Consider the following 23420-nt stretch of genomic DNA (forward strand, 5'->3'; position numbering starts at 1 on the left):
TATAAATAACTATAATACAGACATAAGAAAAAAAATAAAACTTAAAAAATATCTATGTTCTACCTTTCTAACCTAGAACTCAATATATTTTAAATTTCTAAAAAAACATCTACTGTTCATAATATTATAAACAAACCATGGCTAGAGATATTATATAATTAATAGTAAAATTAATATTGATATCAATTAAAAACTTAGTCCGGTTTAATCGTGATAAAGTAGAGGAATGCTAATGAAGTTATCAATAGTTACAACACTTTACAAGTCTGCAGCTTATATAGAAGAGTTTTATCGTAGAGTATCTCTTGAGGCTAAAAACATCACAGAAGATTACGAAATAATATTTGTAGATGATGGTAGCCCTGATAATAGTCTGCAAAAAACCATTCGTATTCAGAAAGAAGATGCCAAGGTTAAGGTTTTAGAACTGTCAAGAAATTTTGGTCATCATAAAGCTATACTAACAGGGCTAGCACATGCTAGAGGTCAGTTTGTATTTCTTATTGATAGTGACCTTGAAGAAGAGCCTGAACTATTAGGTAAATTCTGGAAAGAAATGCAAAGTAATAAAAACATAGATGTTGTATATGGTGTTCAAGAGTCTCGAAAAGGTAATTCTTTTGAGAAGTGGAGTGGAGACTTATTTTATAGCTTTTTTAATAAAATTAGTGATGTTAAAGTTCCTCGAAATGTTCTTACTTGCAGACTTACTACACAAGACTACAACAAAGCTCTTACTTCACACAAGGAAAGAGAGGTGTTCTTAGCTGGACTATGGATTATAAGTGGGTTTAACCAAAAGCCCTTAGTCGTAAAGAAACATTCTCACAGTGAAACCACATATAGCTTAAGACATAAGTTTTCTATGCTTTTTAATTCATTAACATCATTTTCAAGCTTTCCATTAAAATTTATTTTTTATTTAGGATCATTTATAAGTATATTTTCTTTTATTTTTGCTGCCACAATTATTTTTAAAAAATTGTTTTTGGGTGTTCAGCTTGAGGGATGGAGTTCACTAATTGTTTCTTTATGGTTTTTAGGAGGAATAATAATATTCTCAATAGGTTTAGTTGGTATTTACATATCAAAACTATTTTCTGAGGTAAAGCAAAGACCTTATACTATTATCAGAAAAACATATAAACAATAATGGTTGGAGCAACTTTATTATGAAAAACTTAATTATTTTTGGAGTTGGAGAGCAAGCTGAGATGGCATACTATTACTTCTCTAATGATAGTGATTACAATGTTATAGCATTTACTGCTGATAAAGAATATATAACTCAAAAGAAAATATTTAATCTACCAGTTATCAATTTTGATGAACTTGAAAGTAATTACCCTATAGATAAAGGCTATTATATATTTATAGCTATAGGATACAATAATCTAAATAAAATAAGGACTCAGAAATACCATTTATGTAAAAACAAAGGGTACAAAATAGCATCTTACATTAGTACTAAAGCAAATATATTTACAAAAAAAATTGGTGAGAATGTTTTTATTCTCGAAGATAATACTATTCAGCCATATGTAGAAATAGGTAATAATGTAACAATATGGAGTGGTAACCATATAGGACATCACTCAACACTAGAAGATAACTGTTTCATTACATCTCATGTTGTTATATCAGGAGGTTGCAAGGTGGGTTGTGACACATTTATAGGAGTGAATGCAACAATAAGAGATCATGTAATAATTGGGAAGTCTAATATTATAGGTGCAAGCTCTTTAATTTTAAAGAATACTGAAGATAATAAAGTGTATATGGAAAAGGCTACTGAAGTATCTCGAGTACCTAGTAACAGGTTAAGGAGTATATAACAGAATGCAAAATTGGAAAAAAATAGGGAAAATATTTGAACCTTATAATAACTATGACTGGATGATTTCACATGCTTCGGTACCATTTGCTGAAAACATACAGAATGACTTATTTAAAATATATTTTAGCTGTAGAAACAAACAAAATGAATCATCTATTGGTTATGTAGTTATAAATATCAATAAACCTAATGAGATAATAGAAGTTTCAAAAGAACCTGTATTAGAAAGAGGTGAGCTAGGAGCATTTGATGATAGTGGTGTCATGGGGTGTTGTATATTAAACAATCAAGACAATAAATATCTATACTATATTGGATGGAACTTGGGAGTGACTGTACCTTTTCGTAACTCTATAGGTTTAGCAGTGAGCTCGGATGCTGGAGATACGTTTAAAAGGATGTTTAATGGTCCGATAATAGATAGATCAAGAGATGAACCTCACTTTGTAGCAAGTAACTGTGTTTTAAAAGATGAGGGGATATTTAAAATCTGGTATTTATCCTGTACTGAATGGATTAAGATCGATGAAAAAATAATGCATAAATATCATATAAAATATGCAGAGTCGAAAGATGGTATTAATTGGGATAGAGAAGGCACTATAGCAATTGATTACAAAGATGAATATGAATATGCAATATCTGTTCCAAGAGTCATTAAAGAAGATGGTATATATAAGATGTGGTTTTCTTCTCGAGGAACAAAAGATATACCAACATATAGAATAAAATATGCAGAGTCGAAAGATGGTATTAATTGGATAAGAAAAGATGAAGATGTTTGTTTTGATGTGAGTGAAAGAGAATGGGACAGTGATATGCTATGCTACCCCTTTATATTTGATCATAACAATAAAAGGTATATGCTATATAATGGTAATGATTATGGTAAGACAGGTTTTGGCTTAGCTGTTTTGGAGAATGATTAAGTGAAAAAATTAGCAATACTTCAATCAAACTATATCCCATGGAAGGGTTATTTTGATCTTATAAACCAAGTTGATGAATTTATATTGTATGATGATATGCAATATACTCGCAGAGATTGGCGTAATAGAAATAAGATAAAAACTTTACAAGGCTTAAAATGGTTGACTATACCTGTTGATGTTAAAGGTAAATTTTTTCAGAAAATTAATGAAACGAAAGCATCGGATAGAAACTGGGCAAAAAATCATTGGCTACAAATAAAACAGAATTATTCAAAAGCAAAATATTTTAAAGATTACAAAGATGTTTTTGAGGAATTGTATCTAAATTGTAATAAAGAATATTTAAGTGAAATAAATTATAGGTTCATAGTTGCTATAAATAAAATACTTGGTATAAATACAAAAATAAGATGGTCTAGTGAGTTTGATCTGGTAGATGGACAAACAGAGCGACTTTTGGGAATTTGTAAAGATTGTAAAGCAGATATCTATATTAGTGGACCAGCCGCAAAAGATTATTTTGATGAAAGCCTAGCAAAAAAAGAAAATATACAAGTTGAGTGGATGGACTATAGCGGCTATCCAGAATATAGTCAGCTATATGGTGATTTTGAGCATGGAGTAACTGTTTTGGACTTGATATTTAATGAAGGAGTAAATGCTACTAACTTTATGAGGAGCTTTAAATGTTAAGGTTTATAATCAATAATCTATATATTTTTATGACAGTAGCATTTGCTGTATCAAGTCAGCTTATAATAAAATGGCAAATGTCATCAGTGAATCTTGATAGTCATATTACTGTCTTAGATAAGTTTATCTTTGCATTTAGTATGCTTTTTAAGCCTTATATAATTTTGTCCCTTATATTGACTTTACTGTCAGGTTTGAGTTGGATGATTGCTATGACAAAGTTTGAAATCAGCTATGCATATCCTTTTACAACTCTAGGCTTTGTACTAATATTGTTTTTCTCAAATATTTTGTTCCATGAGCCATTAACATGGCAAAAAATTGTTGGGGTTGTGTTAATTATTACAGGCTTAATAATATCAAGCAAAGGGTAAGTAATGGATAAAATTAGTCAAATTATACACTTTAAAACAATGGGCGATCACAGAGGAGCTCTAATCGCTTTAGAAGAAAATAGGCAAATACCATTTGATATCAAAAGAGTATTTTATATTTATGGTACACAAAAAGGCGTTCCTAGAGGTCAGCACTCTCACCACAAAACAAAACAGTTGCTAGTTGCTGTAAATGGAAGCTGTAAAGTGACATTAGATGATGGTAAAACCAAGCAAACTTTTTTGCTGGATTCTCCTAATATTGGTTTATTTCAAGATGCTTTAATTTGGGGTACTATGCATGATTTTAGTGACGACTGTGTTCTTCTTGTTTTTGCCAATGACTTTTATAATGAAGAGGATTATATTAGGAGTTATGATGACTTTTTAAAAGAGGTTAATAATGAATAATTTTATTCACCCACTTTCAGATGTTCAGTCTAAGAAGATAGGTGCTGACACAAAAATATGGCAGTTTGTGGTTGTTCTAAAGGGCGCTACTATTGGAGATAATTGTAATATATGTTCACACTGCTTGATTGAAAATGAAGTTGTGATAGGTAATAACGTTACTGTAAAGTCAGGAGTGCAAGTATGGGATGGTATAACCATAGAAAATGATGTGTTCATAGGCCCAAATGTAACATTCACTAATGACAAGATGCCAAGATCAAAACAGTATATTTCAGATTATCCAAAGACGATTGTGAAGCAGGGGGCTTCAATTGGTGCAAATAGCACAATTTTGCCTGGGGTTGTTGTTGGTGAAAACGTAATGATAGGAGCGGGTTCTGTTGTTACTAAAGATATTCCAGACAATGAGCTTTGGCTTGGAAATCCAGCTAAATTTTTTAAAAAAGTATAAAGTTGCATTCAAGCTTATAAGCATATTTAGGTTTTACTAAGATGTTTTTTTATAAAAAGTTGTGTGTTTGAATTAATGAGGTTATCCAATGCAAGGCATTCAAAATAGATTATATTTCCTTGATTATCTTAGAGTTTTCGCTTTTATAAGTGTATTGATATGTTCTATATGTTTTTTTTATGACTATTTGTGGGATTATATATAGTGTGATGTTACACCTGAATATTGATATTAAGATTTTTGTTGCTCCTATACTGTTTGTGCTTTGTATTATCATAAACAAGGCTGAAGAAAATCCAATGAATAAGATGGGAAAAATGATATTAAAAAAATATAAGGATTAGATATATAAAAGGAGCATTTTTTTGTTAAAATGCTGTGGAATAAATCTGAACACGGTTGAAAGTGATGAGTGGAAATCAATTAGCGTTAAAAGTTTTCCCTATGGGGAGTAAAAGAAGAGAGTATTTAGCTAAGATTTATAGAAAAGTTAAATTTATAAATACAATTGAGTCAGATAGGCAAGGATTTTTTGGAGGCCGTAAGAAATTTGATAGAAATAAGGAAACTATTGTATTAGTTACTCATCAGACTTCTTCTACGGGAGCACCTTTGTTAGGTTTAAACATTGGAAAAAAGCTTAGTGAAAAATATAACTTAATAAACTATATTATGCTAGCGAAAGAACTTAATGACTCTTTTGTGGATGATTGTTTTTTATTGATTGAAGAGAGGGGAAGAAGCTCGCTTGAGATATTAAGAAAAATAATAAAATATTATGATATAAAAGTAGTTATAGGGAATTCTATAATTACGCACTCAGTAATCTATGGTGCTAATTCTCTAGGCTTAGCTACAATATCTTTGATACATGAATTCGCTGATTATATATATCCTAGATCTAATATATTAGATAATATAATAGTCTCTGATAAAGTAATATTGCCAGCAGAAATTATTTTAGATTCCATTATTGATGAGTTAAAAGTTACAAAAGGTTCTAGTATTATTCCTCAAAACATCTCTATACAGCCTCAAGGAAAGCTTCCGTATTTTCCAGATGCAAATGGAAAAACTTATTCTATAGAAAACATATATAAGCGGTTAGGAATAAATAGTGGATCACAGTACAAGGTGATTGTTGCCGCGGGAACTATAGATATTAGAAAAGGCGTTGACCTATTTATATCAGTGGCTCGATATATTAAAAAAATATCATCATTAAATTATAAGTTTGTCTGGGTTGGTGAGCGAGTTGGTGGTAATGCTGCATTTGATCAAGTATTTTTTGAAAGACAGTTAAAGCAATTTAACTTGCAGAATGAGTTCATATTTCTGAATCATCAACAGAGTTTAGATAATATTTTTTCGATCGCAGATTTATTCTGTATGTCATCTCGTTTAGATCCATTTCCAAATGTTGTTATAGATGCATTAGAAGCAGACTTGCCTATAGCATGTTTTAAGGGTGCTTCAGGGTGTGTAAAATTTTTAGAGGATAATAATGCAGACTGTGTTCTAGCTAGTTACTTAGATACCTACGAATTAGCTGAAAAAATAGTATATAGGTTAGAAGATAGTTCTTATAAAAAAGAGTTTGTTAATTCTACTCTGGTTTCGAGAGCCTTATCATTTGATAAGTATGTTGATTTTTTGGATAGAAAAATTGAAGAGGCTTATGCTTTTAATAAGCAAAATCTACAAGTTTATTCAAATCTTAAAAAAGCTTCTTTTTTTGATGAGAGTTTTGCTGGAGTAGGTACGACAGATGCGCCTTCACTGTATCACTCGATATTGCTTTCTAGAAAGGGGCTAGTCAATTTTACAACAAACCCTAAGCCTGGGTTCTCCAATCTTAAGTGGATCTTGGAAAGCTGTTGCGGGGACTGTACTGTTCCTATGGAACAGGCGATTGCAAAAGGCATAGATTCGACACATAATTGCCATATACTTTCAGGGAAGGTTAACGAAGATATAAAGTTAAGGATTGCTGTGCATTTACACTTATATTATATTGATTTATCTGATGAATTTGTTGAATATTTTAAACATCTTCCAGTTCAATATGACTTGTACATTACAATAGTAAAGAGTGAGAATGTTGCTCAAGTTGAAAAATCTTTTAAAGGCTGTGGTGCTGCAAATATTAAGGTAATTATAGTTGAGAATATTGGTAGAGATGTAGCTCCTATGATCTTTGACTTAAAGCCATATATTGCTGATAATAATTATGATGTAATAGGGCATTTTCATAGTAAAAAATCTTTAGATACAAATAATGATATGGGAGATCATTGGAGAAGGTATTTATTAGACAATTTGATTGGCACAAGTACTAAGAATGCTACAGAAATTTTAAGTATATTTAATAACAAAGATGTTGGTTTAGTTTTTGCTGAAGATAGACATTACATAGATATAGGTGAAAACAGAAGCTTTCTTAACTCGCTTTGTAATATTATTGGAATGGAAACAGTAGAGAACACACCTCTATTTCCTCTTGGTAATATGTACTGGGCTAGAGTTGATGCTATCAAACAGTTATTCTTTTTGAAAAAAGAGGATATATTGCAAAAAGAGCCTTTACCGTATGATGGTAGTTATATGCATGCAATTGAGAGAATAACTCCCTGTTTAGTAGAAAATAATGGCTACTTATATAAAACTGTATACCAGAATGGAACACTATGGTAGTTAGTGCTTCTTTAAGAAAAAAATTAGAAACTTTGGGAATAGTATAGTGTTAAAAAAGATTTTAGAAAAAGTTCTTCCAGTAGATACACGTAGGAGACAGTTTGTTGGTAATACTTATCGTAAATTCATAAAAAGTAACAGGGTTGATGATATAACGGCTCAATTTCAAAGCGGCAAAAAAAAATATGACCCTTCAAAAGAAACAATAATTATTGTTTCTCATGTTAGTTCTGCTACAGGAGCTCCACTACTTGGTTTAAATATTGGTAAATCAATGAGTCAGTATTTTAATGTAATACATTATATAATGCTTAAATCAGATATACATACATCATTTTTTGATGATAGCTTTTTGGTTGTCGAAGAAGTCTATAACAGGCCTGACTTGTCCATACAAATGATTAATGAACTTGATTTAAGTTATAAGATAAAAACGGTATTGTGCAATTCTATTGTTACATATCCAATATTAAGTATAGCTAGAGATTTAAAGATACCAACACTTTCTCTCATTCATGAGTTTACAGGCTATGTTGTCCCTGCAAGTGTTATGAGAGATACTTTGGTTGCTGCAGATAGGGTTGTGATCCCCGCAAAAATAATAGAAAAATCTATATTGGATTATCTTAGAACTCAAGAAGTAATATCTACAAAACCAAATAATATTTTAATTCAACCACAGGGAAAGCTTCCATATATTCCTCAAACATATGGAGAGAGTGATAACAAATATCAAGTGTTAGATAAAATTGGCGTGCATGATAGTCAAAATTGTAAGATAATTGTTGGAGCTGGCTCTATTGATATAAGAAAAGGAGTCGATTTATTTATATCTTTGGCAAGGTATATTAAAAAATATTACAAAGGTAAATGTAAATTTGTTTGGGTTGGAGATGGTCTTAAAAATAATGATTATGCATATTCATTTTGGCTAGAGAGAGAAATTGCCTTATATGAGCTTGAAGAAGATTTTGTTTTTTTAAAACATCAGCAGAGCCTGGATGTAGTATTTTCTGTAGCTGATATGTATTGTTTAACTTCTAGGATGGATCCTTTTCCAAATATAGGTATTGATGCATTAGAAGCTGACTTACCAATAGCTTGTTTTGGTGATGCAACAGGAACAGTAGAGTTTTTGGAGAAGTATAAGGCTAACTATATTGTGGCTGACTATTTAGATACACATCATTTAGGGCTGAAAATTGCTAAATACTTGAGTGAAAAAGCTGTCAGTACTAATGTTAATTCTAGTTTAGTGAAAGATTATTTGAGCTTTGATAGGTATATTGATTTCCTTCTGAATGTTATAGATCAGTGTGTTACTGATAATAAACAAAGTTTGAAAATATTAGAGCTATTAGAGAGTTCTGAGGATTATGATCCAAAATATATAGGATTATCATATCAGAAGTCTTCTTCAGCATATTTTTATACACTGGCACACAAAAAAGGATTGCATAGATTAACTTCTAATCCAAAACCAGGATTCTCAAATCTTAAGTGGCTTGTTGATAATAGAGATGGAAAGACATCTGTTCCATTGTATGAGGCAATCATTAAAAATATAAATGCAACACATAAATGTGTTGAGGTGCCTTATGTTAATCCAAAGATTATTCCTTACAAGATTGCTGTCCATCTGCACTTATTTTATATAGACCTAGTTGATGAGTTTAGTAATTATTTTAAAATGTTGCCTAAAGGATATCATTTATATGTAACAATAGTTGATTCTTCACAGTTAAAGCTTGTGAAAGAAAAATTTGCTAATTCAGGACCTGGGTTAGTTGAAGTTATTATCGTAGACAATATTGGTAGAGATGTTGCTCCATTAATTTTTGATCTAAAGAGTCATCTGATAGAAGATAATTATTATGAAATAATAGGGCACTTTCATAGTAAAAAGACTATTTCAGCTTCTGATGATCTTGGAGCTAAATGGAGAGCATATATATTAGATAATTTGATTGGAGACAGTCAAGAAATTGCTAACTCAGTGCTAGGAATATTTAATGATGAAAAAGTCGGACTTGTATTTCCTGAAGATAAAACATATGTTGATATTGGTGAAAATAAAAGTTTTATTAATGATCTGTGTCAAAAAATTGGTATGAATCAAGTCAATGAGACACCTATATTTCCATTAGGAAATATGTTTTGGGCAAGAACTAATGCTATTAAAGACCTATTTTACTTTGATAAGACAGATATTCTTGAGCAAGAACCTCTACCAAGAGATGGTAGTTATATGCATGCTATTGAAAGATTAACTCCTGCCCTTGTTGAGAAAAATGGGTATAATTATGTTACAGTGTATAAAAGTGGAACATCATGGTAATTGGGAATGGTCAGTTAGCACAAGCATTCTATAAGTATAAAGATAATGACAGCATCGTTGTTTTTGCTAGTGGAGTCTCTAACTCTAGCTGTACTGAGCAAAAAGAATTTGATAGAGAAAGAAAGCTTCTTGAAACTATACTTAAAAATAATTCTGATAAAAAGTTTATATATTTTAGTAGTTGTGCATTATCTGCTGATGAGTATCCTAAAAACTCTTATTATGCACATAAAATACAGATGGAAAGTATTATAAAGGAGCTTTCTGATAAATATTTTATCATTAGGCTTCCGCAACTTTTTGGAAATCTAAAATTACATAATACTTTAATAAATTATATTTATCATGCTATTAAGAGTAATAATATAATCAATGTGTATTCAGAAGCATATAGATATGTTATTGAGATAGAAGATGTTAGGAGGTTTGTTAATTCATATTTGGCAAATGGTACATTATGTTCTACTATTGATCTTGCTAATCCATATAGATATAAGGTTTTGGATATTGTAGAGATTTTTGAAAATCTTCTTAACAGAAAAGCTAACATTACTATCATACATAAACAAGATAAATATATTTTAGATTTAAGTGAGCTTAATAGTTATATCGAAGCAAATGATGTAAATATAGAATTTGGAGAAGATTATCTAAAAAATAAACTTCATGAAAAAATAAAAAATATAAATGGCGTATAGAGTAAAACCAGCGAGTTATTTAATCTTATTGTATTTATGATTATAATGTCTAGCATGTAGTTATCCAAGTTTTATAAGTAATGCCTAAATTAAGAAGTGAGAGTCAAATATTATCATCTTGGCAAGATAATAAACCAATATTGAGTGTTTGTTGCACTGCATATAATCAAGAGAAATATATTGAAAAGGCTTTAGAAGGTTTTTTATCTCAACAAACAGATTTTCCATTTGAAATAATTATAAGTGATGATTGCTCGACTGATGGGACTACAGAGATACTTAATCGTTATCTCAAACGATATCCAAATATTATTAGATTAGTTTATCAAGAAGAAAATCGATACTCAAAAGGTGCTCTACCTATAAGAGACTTTATTTTACCTGTCGTTAGAGGTAAATATATAGCATTGTGTGAAGGAGATGATTATTGGACAGATTCTACCAAATTACAGCAGCAAGTTGATTTTTTGGAGCAGAATCCAGAATTTATGGGCTGTGGTCATAATACGAGATTTCTAATCAATGGAGAGTTGACTGATAGATTATTTGTAGATTCTAGTAATAAAAAAGATATCTATAAATTCGATGATTTTATAGATTCAGCCTATTTGCATACGACATCTTTAGTTTTTAGATATGATGCAAATAAAAGTCAAATTAATGAATACCTTGCTAAATACTCATCTGTTAAACGTAATGATGTGTATATGTTGTTGGTATTTTCAAAATTTGGTTCAATAAAATATATAGATAAAGTCATGTCTGTCTATAGAATGAATGATGGTGGTATATGGAGTGGCGCGGATGAACAAGCACAGCTAATTATGTTTTTGCATGGTTGTGTAGATTTTAGTTACATGTTTGGTGAGGATTACAGAGATAAATTTCTCTACTCATTCGCTAATACATTAAGTGAAAGTATAGGTGCCACTACACCAAATTTTATGTCAGAAGTATTAAAAGAATTCTCAATAAGAGATTTTAAAGTTATTGTAGAGAGTTTTTCAAGATTTAAAAATCGTGATAATGGAACTATTAGAGAATGTAGTGAGTATATTAACTTTCTTGAAAAGCAAGTTAATGATAATAGCGTCAAATCACTGATTATAAAGTTTGCTAAAGTAAGTCGACTTTATAATATTTTTGAGAAACTAAAGAGATAAGATAGATAATTATTTTAAAAATGAAATGAAAAATTATTTTATGTAGTATTATTATTTATAAGTGCAACTTTGAGATTAATATATTGAGTTACATAAAGTACAGAAAAGATATAGATGGTTTAAGAGCATTAGCAGTATTATCAGTAATATTTTTTCATTTAGATATAAGTTTTTTAAGTCTGGCTTTTTAGGTGTAGACATTTTTTTTGTAATATCAGGATATCTTATAACTTCAATAATTATTAGAGATCTTCAAGAAGAACATTTTTCTCTTAAAAATTTTTACTTAAGGAGAGCTAGAAGGATTCTGCCAGCATTGATTACAGTTCTAGTATTTACGAGCTTCTTCGCGTGGTTGGTGCTGTTACCAGCAGAGCTAAGACAGTATGCTAAAATAATGGTAAGTGCATTAGCATCGGTCTCTAATATATATTTTTATAACTCTTTATCATTTGGCTATTTTGCTTCAGATGCATCTATAATTCCTTTATTACATACATGGTCACTAGGCATTGAGGAGCAGTTTTATCTCTTTTGGCCAGTAATGTTGATATTTGTATTTAACCTTGGCATCTCATGGAAACAAAACGAAAGCTTCGGTGTAAAATCTAAAATGTTAGTAGTTACTCTGTTACTTTTTTCGTTTTCTTTGTATTTTTTCTTCTATAAAAGTGCTCAATCATATTATTACTTCCCTACCACAAGAGCATTTGAGCTTTTAGTAGGTTGTTTAGTTTCTGTTTATAGTTTAAACAGAAAGCCTATACAAACTAGTGTTTTTGCAAATATGTTGAGCGTGATAGCTCTAATACTTATGCTAGTGCCAATATTGTTTATAGATGTTCAATATCCAAGTTATTGGATGTTGGTAGTTTGTATTGGCGCTGCTTTATATATTTATGCTGGCTTTTCTGCTATAGAATTACCATTGGTAAATAAATTTTTCTCACTTAATATTGTTGTAGCTATAGGGCTTATATCTTATTCTTTATATCTATGGCATTGGCCAATTATTGCGTATGTCAACTATTTGAGTATAGAGAAAACTACAGTTGTAAAAATTGTCATATTGTTATTAAGTTTTGCTTTATCTATTTGTTCATATTATCTTGTTGAGAAACCATTAAGATTTAAATATAAATTTTCTATACTAAAAACTCTTGGCTTATTATGGTTATTGCCCATGATTGTCGCTATTGCTTTTGCATTAAGCACTAAATATATTCCAAATTTTGGATTTAATAAAGCGATAGGAGACTTTAAAATTGTTTCTCAGCATGAAGATGGATCTTTTGTTTATGAATATCCAGAGTGGCAATCAAAGCATAAGCTTAAGTATGACAGTATTTGGCAAGATCAAGGATATAAGAATACAGCTGAGCTTAGCTCTTTGATTAAACATCACTATGATGTTGTAATATTTGGTGACTCGCATGCAAAAGTTGCAGCACCAATGATAAGTAAATGGACAGCTGATTTGAATATGACTACGCTTGTAGCCGGTGGGACTCAGCTAGCTGTTTATAATATGATCCAAGATAAGAAAGTCGAAAAGTATATCGAAGTATTGTTGAATAAGACACGTCCTAAGTATTTTGTACTAGCCGGTTGGTGGAATTCATATACTGTTCATGCCAAGCTTCCAAAAGATAACAAAGCTTTGTTTTTTATGGACAGAATAGTAAGTATGCTTGAAAAGAGAAATATTCAGCCTGTTATTTTGTTGGATTGGCCTTCACTTAAGGGTATAAGGCCTGCTTGTGGAATGACACGGGTTGATAAATGGTTGGGAATAGATGGATGTGGCAGACCTTTGTCTGATATTTTAGCATCACAAAGTATTGAGCTTAAGTATATAAATTCATTACAAGAGAAATATAAAAATTTGATAGTGATAGACCCTAAAAAAGTTATATGTAAAAATAGTTATTGCTCTAATCAGATTGATGGTGTAATACTTTATCTTGATGGTATGCAAATGGATTATTATGGACTTAATAATGCGCATCTAAATGACTATGGCTCTTATATGATTGGGAATACATATATGAAAAGATATGGTAATCCATTAATACGTTAGCTTTTGTTAGTTTTTAGATAAATGCTTTGGTATAATTTATCCGTAAAATTTATAAATAGGGTTATATATGAGGTACTTAAAAGAGTTTTATAGATTTATCGAGCATCTTTTAAATAATCATAGGCTTATATTTGTTTTGGCCTACAATGATTTTAAAGAGCAGTATTTAGGTTCATATTTAGGTATAGTATGGGCTGTTATAAGACCTGTAATGTTTATTTTTGTGATATGGCTAGTATTTACATATGGTATAAGACCAGGAGGAACCCTGAATAGTAGCTCAAATATGGTTCTTTTCTTATTAACGGGTATGATACCTTGGTTCTTCTTTTCAGAAGCATTGACAAAAAGTTGTGAAACAATAATCGCTAATGAGTTTCTTGTTAAAAAGGTGGCTTTTAGTGTTAATATACTTCCATTGATAAGCATTCTATCGTGCCTTATAATTCATATTGTTCTTATTTTTATTCTAGTGCTAGTATTTATTTTGAATGGCCACTACCCAAGTATATATTGGCTACAGTTACCGTATTATATTTTGTGTGTAATATTGCTGCTTCTAGGTTTAGGTTGGCTAACTTCTGCGATTAGAGTGTTTGTTAAAGATACAACTGAGATAGTTGCATTGATAACGCAATTTGGTTTTTGGTTTACTCCAGTATTTTGGTCTCCTGATAAAGTGCCTGAGAAATTAAGATTTATTCTAGATCTCAATCCAATGGCATATATAATTCAAGGCTTTAGAAATGCGTTTATAGATAATTTATGGTTTTGGCAACAACCTGTTCAGACATTCATATTCTTGATAATGATGACTAGTATTTTATTTTTAGGAGCTGTTGTTTTTAAGAAATTAACTCCTCATTTTGGAGATGTTATTTAATGGATAAAAATATAATAATAAAGTTAGAAAAAATATCAAAATACTACAAAATTTATGAAAGAGCTAGAGATAGAGTAAAAGAAGCATTTAGTCCATTTCGTAAAAAATATTATAAAGAATTTTGTGCTATAAAAGATATTGATTTAGAGATAAAAAGAGGAGAGGTCTTAGGTATATTTGGACTTAATGGGGCAGGTAAATCTACACTTCTTAAAATAATAGCTGGTGTTGTTACTCCTACAGCTGGTAGTGTCAAAGTTCAGGGTCATGTTAATGCAATGCTTGAACTGACTGGTAGTCTTAATCCAGAGTTGACTGGCGAACAAAATATAAAATTTAATTTAAATTTTAACAATATCGCTAATGAGAAAAGAGCACAGATAACACAAGAGATTGTTGAGTTTGCTGAGATTGGCAGGCATATAAATCAGCCTGTTAAAAACTATAGCAATGGCATGAAAGCAAGACTTGGCTTTGGTATTGCTACTGCTACGAAACCAGAGGTTTTGATAGTCGATGAAGTGTTAGCAGTAGGAGATGCAATTTTTCAAAATAAATGTTTTATTAAGATTAGAGAGCTCTTAAAAGAAGGAACAACAGTTGTTTTTGTTTCTCATAATGTACCTCTTATGGTAGAGTTTTGTACCAGAGCAATCTTTTTGCATGACAGGCAAATTTTAATGGATGATGAGCCGCGAAAAGTAGCACATTATTATCAAAAAGCACTTTTTAGTTCAGATAAGAATAAGGTTATAGAAGAATTATATATATTGAGTGGTAAAAAATCTGATTATGAAGGAAGAGTTAAAGTTAAAGAATCATCTGGTACTGTAAATGATATAGCTTATATTACTAACTTGAAAATAAATGATGCTAGAGGAGTAGAAACAAGTTTTTTAGAGATGGGTTTTGAATATACTATATCATTCGATGTTACATTTAATAGAAATTGTGAAAAAGTTAAAATAGAGTTTGTTGCTCGAGATATAACAGGTAAATTTTTAACCTTGTTTAATTCTTATTCAAGTAAGAATATAATAGAATCTATTGAAAAAAATGAAACATATCATGTTGAAAATACTTTTAAATGCGATGTCTACAAAGGTCAATATTCTATAGAAGTAGATGTTATTGAAATCACTGATGATAGGCTTGCTGAATCTGTTGATAGTTTCAAGGCAGAGATAAAGTTTGAAGCTGGCTCTATAAGTAAAGAAAATAAACTTTATATAAAGAAAATTTAGTTTAATATTTATGATAAAAGGGAAAAAATGAAATTTTCTATAGTAACAGTATCATACAATTCTGAGAAATATATTGAAGAAACTATCTTGAGTGTAATCACTCAAAGAGGTGATTTTGATATTGAGTATATTCTTGTAGATGGTAAATCAAAAGATAGCACTTGTGATATTATCCAAAAGTATGTCGATAAACATAACAAAAGCGAATTAGATATATTTTGTAATAATCTTGATATCAAGTTTATATGTGAGAAAGATAATGGCATGTATGATGCTTTATCAAAGGGATTGTCGATAGTAACTGGTGATATGGTTGCTTATATAAATTCGGATGATTTTTATCTACCAAATGCTTTTAAAGCGATAGCTGCTGAGATGAAAAAGCATGGCGAAAAAGCACAGTGGATAAATGCTAAAAACACTTGGTACAACAAGGATGGTATTATTGAAAACTCAATGTTACCACTTGTGCCATCGAGAAAGAGAATACTAAAAGGTATCCATGGTACGAGTTTGCCATCGATACAACAAGAGTCAACTTTCTGGACAAAAGCATTACAAGATAAGATGGATATGAAAAAGTTTGCTGAGTATAAACTAGCTGGCGACTTTTTTATGTGGCATGAGTTTGCAAAACATGCAAACTTACATATATGTAATAGTAATGTTTCGGGCTTTAGACATCATGAAACTAACAAAAGCCATGATCTAAGCGGTTATATGAATGAGTTTTATGATATTGTTGGCGGCAAGCCTAGAAAGAATATTTTTGATCTCTGGCATATATTTATGTATAAGTTTTATGTCAAATATACTTCAGATAATATGATTAGAAGACACAATGAGTATGTTAGAATATTCAGACATATAGGCTACAAGCTTAGTGAAAAACTAGGTAATAAAAGTCACTAATATATCTTAGGAGCTATCCTTGTCAAATTCTCAAATTCAAAAATCTAATTATCCTTTGGTTACAATTATAACAGTTGTATATAATGCCAAAGAGCTTCTAGAAGAGACTATTTTAAGCGTATTAAACCAGACATATTCAAATATTGAGTACATTATAGTTGATGGTGGTTCTACTGATGGTACGCTTGATGTTATCAAAAAATATCAAGATAAAATTACTAAGTATATCAGCGAGCCAGATCAAGGTATTTACGATGCTATGAATAAGGGTATGGCATTGGCTAAAGGGCAATGGTTAAACTTTATGAATGCCGGAGATAGTTTTTATTCTAATGATGTTTTGCAGGAGATATTTGAGCACGAATTTTCTCAAGATACTGCTGTCATTTATGGAAATACTGATATTGGACATAAAATCTTAAAGTATAAGTCTGGCTTGAACTTACAAGATATGGTGCTAGGAATGATGTTGTGCCATCAATCTACTTTTTATAGGCTAGATAAAGCAATAAAATACAACCTTAAATACAAGATATGTGCAGATCAAGATTTTACAATGCAGTACTTTAAGCTTGGTAAAAAATCTAAATATCTAGATATGACTGTTTCTAAGTATGATCTTGATGGTATATCATCACAAAACTTGAATAAGATTCTCAAAGAAAAATTTCAAATAAATAAATCTTATAATCTTTCCTATCTGCCTGTAATCAAGAGTTATATTATTTCGCTGTTAGTTAAGCTACGCAGTTACTTTAGGGGTTACTAAAAGCTAGTATTGTTATATCATATAGTTAGATATAGATTTAATTAAAGGCAAGATAGATATCATGTATGATTATGTCATAGTTACTCATATCCCAGCTTTTTATAAGGTTAACTTGTATAATCAGTTAGCTAAAAAGCTAAATATCTTTGTTGTTTTCTTAGCCTCGAATACAAATGAAAAAAGAGCAGATGATTTTGTTGGTTTAGATAATGTATCTTTTGAGTATCAGGTTTTATTCTCAGGCAACTTACAACAGCGAAACTCTTCAGCAAATATCAAAAGATTAAGAAGTATCTTAAAAAGTATTCAATATAAAAGAATGTTAGTAAGTGGTTGGGATTTGCGTGAGTTTTGGTATGTTATATTTGCTAATCGTAAAAACAAAAATTGTCTAGCTCTTGAGTCAACTATTAATGAAAGTAAGGCTACAGGAATACAAGCATTAATAAAAAAAATATTTCTATCGCGAATAGCTACAGTTTTTGCATCTGGTACTCTTCATCAAGAATTATTACTAAAACTTGGATATCGTGGTGATATAAGAATTACAAAAGGTGTTGGTATTATCAATAAACCAAGCTTCAATAAAGAAGTAAGAGAGTATTACAAAAAGTTTCTTTATGTTGGAAGATTATCCGCGATTAAAAATTTAAAAATATTAGTTCAGGTATTTAATAGCTTAAAAGATTATAGTCTAACTATAATCGGAGAGGGTGAGGAGAGAGAGTATTTACAAAAAATTGCTAATGATAACATTGTGTTTAAATCAGCTATTGAGAATAAGAAACTCAAAAATGAATTTCTTAGTCATGATGTTTTTGTGCTACCTAGCTTGGTTGAACCATGGGGATTAGTAGTTGAAGAGGCGTTTTATTTCGGTTTGCCTGTGATTATTAGCCAAAACTGTGGAGCTAGAGATATTGTCAAAGATAATATAAATGGCTATTGGATAGACCCACAAAATATTGATGAACTAACTTCATTAATCCAAGCAATTAACTCAGATAAGTATCATGAGCTTATCACTGGTGTGGAGAAATTCTCTCTAAATGCAAAGGATATTCAGCAAGTTGAGGCTTATTTATGAAAATTTTGATTGTCCATAACCGCTATCAGTCAAATAATATTGGTGGCGAAGATATAGTTTATGATAATGAGTTAAAGTCTTTGCGAGAATTACATGGCGAAGATAATGTTTTGGCATATCAGGTTTGTAATGATGATATTAGCAAATTTAGCTTATTATTTGGAATATGGTTTTCACGCAAGCATTATAGAAATATTAAAAAGATAGTTAGAGATAACAATATTGATATAGTCCATGTGCATAATTTTTTTCCTTTGTTGACACCAAGTGTTTTTAAGGCTGCAAAAAAATCTGGTACTAAAGTGGTGCATACACTTCACAATTACAGACTATGGTGTATATCTGGTATTTTGTATAGAGATGGCTTTGGTGCATGTGAACTATGTACCAAAAGTAAGTTACCTATTTTTGGTATCAAAAATAAATGCTATAGGAAGTCAAGATTACAGAGTTTGGTTGCACAAGCAGCATTTAGTTTTTACAGACTCTTCAGAATGTTTAAGAATATTGACTATTATTTCGTGTTGACTGATTTTCAAAGGCAAAAGGTTAGAGAGCTGGGTATTCCAAGCCATAAAATCATCCTCAAGCCAAATAGTATCTCTTTGGCTGTAGATCAACATACTCAAAAGACTAGACAAAACTATATTTATGTAGGTAGGCTTGAAGAATCTAAAGGCATATTTGAGCTTTTAGATATATGGAGATCTCTAGATGATAAGTTTGTGTTGACAGTTGTTGGCGATAGTCCCGATAGTGATGAGATAATTAATAAGTACTCATCTGAAAATATTATTTTTAAAGGAAAATGTACTAGAGAAGAGACGCTATCTTTGATTTCACAATCAAAATATCTAATTCAACCGTCTGTTTGGTATGAAACATTTGGTTTGACGATAATAGAAGCAATGAGTTTTGGCGTTCCTGTTCTTGGTTTTGATATTGGTACGCGTAGAGATTTTATCAAAAATCGAGAAAATGGCTTCATAACTACAAAAAATGACTTACAAAGAACTATACAAAATTCTTATGACTATAGTAATTATGAGCTGATGAGTCAAAATGCAAAAAATACTGCAAAGCAATATCAAAATGACTATATAATAGCTAAGCAGTTAGAGATTTATAAAAATATTTTAGAAGGTTGATAGCTTGAAAGTATCGATAATTACAGTTTGTTACAATTCTGCAGAGACTATTGAAAAGACAATTCAGTCAGTAATTTCACAAAGCTATCAGGATATTGAATATATAATAGTTGATGGTGGTAGTTATGATGGCACTTTGGATATATTAGCAAAGTATCAGTCTAAACTCTCAAAAGTAGTAAGCGAATCAGATGATGGTATCTATGATGCTATGAATAAAGGTATCGCTTTAGCAACCGGGGATATTATTGGTATCTTAAATAGTGATGATTGCTATAGTAATAGTGATGTTATAGACAATATTGTGAGCACGTTTAGGCAGAATGGTAAAGATATGCTTTTTGCAGATTTGAAATTTGTTAATGATAATGGCAAGATCCTGCGCTATTACTCAGCTAAGCGTTTTACTCCAAATAGATTGAAGTTTGGAATTATGCCACCGCATCCGACACTTTTTGTCAAAAAAGCTATTTATCAGAAATATGGAGTCTACAGTTTAGATTTTAAGATTGCTGCCGATTATGAGATTTTTGTGAGATTCTTGCTTGTAAATAGACTTTCGTATACATATTTAAATAAATGTATAATTAATATGTTGGTAGGTGGGGTTAGTACTAGTAATTTGCAGAGTAAAAAGATTATTAACCAAGAAACGATTAAAGCTCTAGAGCTAAATGGTATCAAGGCAAATTATTTGTGTATTTCGACTAAGTATGTCACCAAAATACTAGAAATACTGAAAGGTCGACTGTTAAACTATTATAAGAAAAACTAAATTTATAAGTATATAAGATTATTTCGGGAGATTTGTGTGGAAAAAGTAGTTATAAAAGATGTTATTAACTCTAGTGGTGTGAAGTTCGGTACTAGTGGGGTTAGAGGCTTGGTTGTAGCAATGACTGATAAAATTTGTTGGCTATATACTAAGGCTTTTATTCAGTTTTTGGAGCAGAAGTACTCAATAACCAAAGGTTCAAAGGTTGCTATAGCTCATGATCTGCGTGATAGTAGCCCTAGGATGACTAAGGCTGTGATTAAGGCAGTCAAAGATAGTGGCTATGAACCAGTGTACTGTGGAGAGATCCCATCTCCAGCTGTGATGCTATATGGTATAACTAATCAAATACCATCAGTTATGGTTACAGGTAGTCATATCCCAGAAGATAGAAATGGTATCAAGTTTAATACTCCTTATGGCGAAGTTCTCAAAGAGGATGAAGAAATGATTGTAAGCCAAGCGATTACGGTTAATGATAATACTTTTGATGAAGATGCGATGTTTTTGCAAAAAGTAGAACTACCAAAAATCTGTAATCAAGCACATGTACAGTATGTGGATAGATATTTAGATTTCTTCCCGCGAAATTGCTTGTCGGGTAAGACTATTGGATTGTATGAGCATTCATCTGTAGGGCGTAAGATAGTCAAAGAAATTCTTGAAAAGCTAGGTGCTAAGGTTATCTTACTAGGATTCTCAGAGAGATTTGTATCAGTAGATACCGAAGCAATTCGTCAAGAAGATGTGAAGCTTGCAAAACAGTGGGCTAATGAGTATGAAATTGATAGTATTGTATCAACAGATGGCGATGCTGATAGGCCTCTGGTTAGTGATGAGTATGGTAACTGGTTAAAAGGCGATATTCTAGGTGTATTGACAGCTAAATATCTTCAAGCTGATGTTATTGCGACACCAGTAAGTAGTAATACTGTAGCAGAAAAGATAGGTTATTTTAATAATGTGATTAGAACTAAGATAGGCTCACCGTATGTAATTGCTGCAATGAATGAGCTACTTACTAATAATCAAAATGCTGTAGTTGGATATGAAGCAAATGGTGGATTTCTATTAGCTAGTGATATATCAAGAGATGGCAAAGTACTAAAAGCATTAGCTACAAGAGATGCTGTGATACCTATGCTTGCTGTGATGATGCTATCTATTAATGCTAATAAAACAGTTTCAGAGCTTTTATTTGATTTACCATCTCGATATACAGCAAGTAGTAAGATTGATGATTTTGCCACTGAAAAAAGCCAAGAAATCCTGAAATCAATATTAGCTGGCGAGTCAGATCTTTTAGATAAGGTTATATCTACTCATTTCGATGGTAAAAACAGCATTGAAAATATTGATACTACAGATGGTGTTAGAGTAACTATGACAAATCAAGATATTGTCCATCTTAGGCTGTCAGGTAATGCCCCAGAGTTAAGGTGCTATACAGAGGCCACTACTGAAGAATCAGCTAAGAAACTAAATCAGTGTTGTGTTGATTTGATTAATAATATTCACTAATATTAGCTAATAATACTAAATTTCTATTTGAATTTAATCTTATGGAATTTGATTTCCAAGAATAATAAAAAGATAAAATAGGTTGATAGATAAAAAAATGACCTATGTTTAAATAGCTCCTCTTTTCATAGTTTCGAAGAACTCTTCATTAGTTAGTGAACCTTTCATTTTTTCTGTCAAGAATTCCATAGCTTGAACATCTTCCATACCACCAAGAATCTTGCGTAGTACCCAAAGTTTTTGTAGTTCTTCTGGAGTTGTAAGAAGCTCTTCTCTACGCGTACCAGATCTATCAAAACTAATAGCAGGGAATACGCGACGCTCTGCAATCTTACGATCAAGATGAAGTTCCATGTTACCAGTACCTTTGAATTCCTCAAAGATAACCTCATCCATCTTAGAGCCAGTCTCTACAAGAGCTGTTGCAATGATTGTCAAGCTACCACCTTCAGCAGTATTACGCGCAGCACCAAAGAATCTCTTAGGCTTTTGCAGAGCATTCGCCTCTACACCACCAGATAGTACACGACCAGAAGCTGGTGATACAGTGTTATAAGCACGTGCAAGTCTTGTGATTGAGTCAAGTAGAATTACTACATCTTGTTTGTGTTCAACCAGTCTTTTTGCTTTTTCGATCACAATTTCAGCTAACTGGACATGACGAGCTGCTGGCTCATCGAAAGTAGATGCTACTACTTCACCACGCACTGAGCGTTGCATTTCTGTAACTTCCTCAGGACGCTCATCGATCAGTAGCATGATTAGATTACATTCAGGATGGTTCTTAGCAATTGATGTTGCGATATTTTGCATCATAATTGTTTTACCAGTCTTAGGAGGCGCAACAATTAGACCACGCTGACCTTTACCAAATGGAGCAGCTAAGTCGATGACTCTTGCCGTAATATCTTCATTTGAACCATTTCCTATTTCCATAGTTAGCCTTTCTTTAGCATACTCAGGAGTTAAGTTTTCAAATAAGATTTTTTTCCTAGCTAATTCTGGTGAATCAAAGTTAACACTGTCAATATGCTTTACTGCAAAGTATTTTTCATTATCACGAGGTGGGCGAATCTTACCAACAATACTATCACCAGTTCTTAGATTTAGCTTTCTGATAAAAGCAGGTGAAACATAGATATCATCTGGAGATGCAAAATATGAGCTATCAGAAGATCTCAAGAAGCCATAGCCATCTTGTAGAACCTCTAAGATACCTTCGCCATATATATCTTCACCCTTATCGGCATGGTATTTAAGAATTGAGAAGATAAGTTCTTGTTTTCTTGCACGAAGTGATTCAAGATCTAGACTTTGAGCTATATCCATTAGCTCATTAACAGATTTATACTTTAATTCATTTAAGTTCATTTGATTCTCTATTTATAAAAAAATAATATTGATCTA

At 31.2% G+C, this 23420-nt stretch carries 21 protein-coding genes; 20 read left to right on the top strand and 1 reads right to left on the bottom strand.

From position 1 onward, the window contains the following. The first annotated feature begins 232 nt into the window (after window positions 1-232). From F7308_RS04290 to F7308_RS04385, 20 genes are all read left to right on the top strand, one after another. Entirely contained in the window at window positions 233-1153 is a 921-nt protein-coding gene (locus tag F7308_RS04290) for a glycosyltransferase family 2 protein (protein ID WP_013922626.1), read from the top strand. A 19-nt stretch (window positions 1154-1172) separates the two neighbouring features. Next, window positions 1173-1835, top strand: coding sequence for an acetyltransferase (locus tag F7308_RS04295; protein WP_013922627.1), 663 nt, complete (start codon window positions 1173-1175; stop codon window positions 1833-1835). A gap of 4 nt (window positions 1836-1839) precedes the next feature. Next, window positions 1840-2766: a glycoside hydrolase family protein gene (locus F7308_RS04300; protein WP_013922628.1), complete on the top strand. Its 927-nt coding sequence runs from the start codon at window positions 1840-1842 to the stop codon at window positions 2764-2766. Continuing rightward, entirely contained in the window at window positions 2767-3462 is a 696-nt protein-coding gene (locus F7308_RS04305) for a WbqC family protein (protein WP_013922629.1), read from the top strand. Further along, the gene (locus F7308_RS04310; RefSeq protein WP_013922630.1) at window positions 3456-3836 is read left to right on the top strand and encodes an SMR family transporter; all 381 of its coding nucleotides are present in this window, start codon (window positions 3456-3458) and stop codon (window positions 3834-3836) included. The genes F7308_RS04305 and F7308_RS04310 overlap by 7 nt, the downstream gene beginning before the upstream one ends. Window positions 3837-3839: 3 nt before the next feature. After that, window positions 3840-4247 carry a sugar 3,4-ketoisomerase gene (locus F7308_RS10175; protein ID WP_013922631.1) on the top strand — a complete coding sequence of 136 codons (408 nt, stop codon included), beginning with the start codon at window positions 3840-3842 and terminating at the stop codon, window positions 4245-4247. Further along, on the top strand, window positions 4240-4701 hold the full coding sequence (locus tag F7308_RS10180) for an acyltransferase (protein ID WP_013922632.1): 462 nt from the start codon (window positions 4240-4242) through the stop codon (window positions 4699-4701). Before F7308_RS10175 ends, F7308_RS10180 begins: the two co-directional genes overlap by 8 nt. Before the next feature lie 408 nt (window positions 4702-5109). After that, a complete protein-coding gene (locus F7308_RS04325; protein ID WP_156796587.1) occupies window positions 5110-7395 on the top strand; it encodes a rhamnan synthesis F family protein in 2286 nt (761 codons plus the stop codon). A 46-nt stretch (window positions 7396-7441) separates the two neighbouring features. Further along, window positions 7442-9733 carry a rhamnan synthesis F family protein gene (locus F7308_RS04330; protein ID WP_013922635.1) on the top strand — a complete coding sequence of 764 codons (2292 nt, stop codon included), beginning with the start codon at window positions 7442-7444 and terminating at the stop codon, window positions 9731-9733. Beyond that, entirely contained in the window at window positions 9727-10431 is a 705-nt protein-coding gene (locus F7308_RS04335; protein WP_013922636.1) for an NAD-dependent epimerase/dehydratase family protein, read from the top strand. The genes F7308_RS04330 and F7308_RS04335 overlap by 7 nt, the downstream gene beginning before the upstream one ends. 80 nt (window positions 10432-10511) lie before the next feature. After that, window positions 10512-11594 carry a glycosyltransferase family 2 protein gene (locus F7308_RS04340; RefSeq protein WP_013922637.1) on the top strand — a complete coding sequence of 361 codons (1083 nt, stop codon included), beginning with the start codon at window positions 10512-10514 and terminating at the stop codon, window positions 11592-11594. Window positions 11595-11829: 235 nt separating this feature from the next. Continuing rightward, window positions 11830-13674 carry an acyltransferase family protein gene (locus tag F7308_RS04345; RefSeq protein WP_408610313.1) on the top strand — a complete coding sequence of 615 codons (1845 nt, stop codon included), beginning with the start codon at window positions 11830-11832 and terminating at the stop codon, window positions 13672-13674. 67 nt (window positions 13675-13741) lie between these two features. Continuing rightward, window positions 13742-14557, top strand: coding sequence for an ABC transporter permease (locus F7308_RS04350; RefSeq protein ID WP_013922640.1), 816 nt, complete (start codon window positions 13742-13744; stop codon window positions 14555-14557). Continuing rightward, on the top strand, window positions 14557-15801 hold the full coding sequence (locus F7308_RS04355; protein WP_013922641.1) for an ABC transporter ATP-binding protein: 1245 nt from the start codon (window positions 14557-14559) through the stop codon (window positions 15799-15801). The genes F7308_RS04350 and F7308_RS04355 overlap by 1 nt, the downstream gene beginning before the upstream one ends. Window positions 15802-15828: 27 nt before the next feature. Next, window positions 15829-16713, top strand: a complete 885-nt coding sequence (locus F7308_RS04360; RefSeq protein ID WP_013922642.1) for a glycosyltransferase — start codon at window positions 15829-15831, stop codon at window positions 16711-16713. A 19-nt stretch (window positions 16714-16732) separates the two neighbouring features. Then, window positions 16733-17482 carry a glycosyltransferase family 2 protein gene (locus F7308_RS04365; RefSeq protein WP_013922643.1) on the top strand — a complete coding sequence of 250 codons (750 nt, stop codon included), beginning with the start codon at window positions 16733-16735 and terminating at the stop codon, window positions 17480-17482. A 61-nt stretch (window positions 17483-17543) separates the two neighbouring features. Beyond that, complete coding sequence (locus tag F7308_RS04370) at window positions 17544-18569, top strand: glycosyltransferase (RefSeq protein WP_013922644.1); 1026 nt, start codon at window positions 17544-17546, stop codon at window positions 18567-18569. Next, window positions 18566-19717 carry a glycosyltransferase gene (locus F7308_RS04375; protein WP_013922645.1) on the top strand — a complete coding sequence of 384 codons (1152 nt, stop codon included), beginning with the start codon at window positions 18566-18568 and terminating at the stop codon, window positions 19715-19717. The genes F7308_RS04370 and F7308_RS04375 overlap by 4 nt, the downstream gene beginning before the upstream one ends. Before the next feature lie 4 nt (window positions 19718-19721). Further along, window positions 19722-20492, top strand: coding sequence for a glycosyltransferase family 2 protein (locus F7308_RS04380; RefSeq protein WP_013922646.1), 771 nt, complete (start codon window positions 19722-19724; stop codon window positions 20490-20492). A 36-nt stretch (window positions 20493-20528) separates the two neighbouring features. Further along, complete coding sequence (locus tag F7308_RS04385) at window positions 20529-22013, top strand: phosphomannomutase (protein WP_013922647.1); 1485 nt, start codon at window positions 20529-20531, stop codon at window positions 22011-22013. A 108-nt stretch (window positions 22014-22121) separates the two neighbouring features. Here F7308_RS04385 and rho read toward each other — a convergent pair whose 3' ends face one another. Further along, window positions 22122-23384 (bottom strand): transcription termination factor Rho, encoded by a 1263-nt coding sequence (rho, locus tag F7308_RS04390; RefSeq protein ID WP_004287296.1) that lies wholly within the window; start codon window positions 23382-23384, stop codon window positions 22122-22124. Between the last annotated feature and the right edge of the window lie 36 nt (window positions 23385-23420).

Source organism: Francisella salina, from assembly GCF_000219045.1.
Taxonomy (GTDB): Bacteria; Pseudomonadota; Gammaproteobacteria; order Francisellales; family Francisellaceae; genus Francisella; species Francisella salimarina.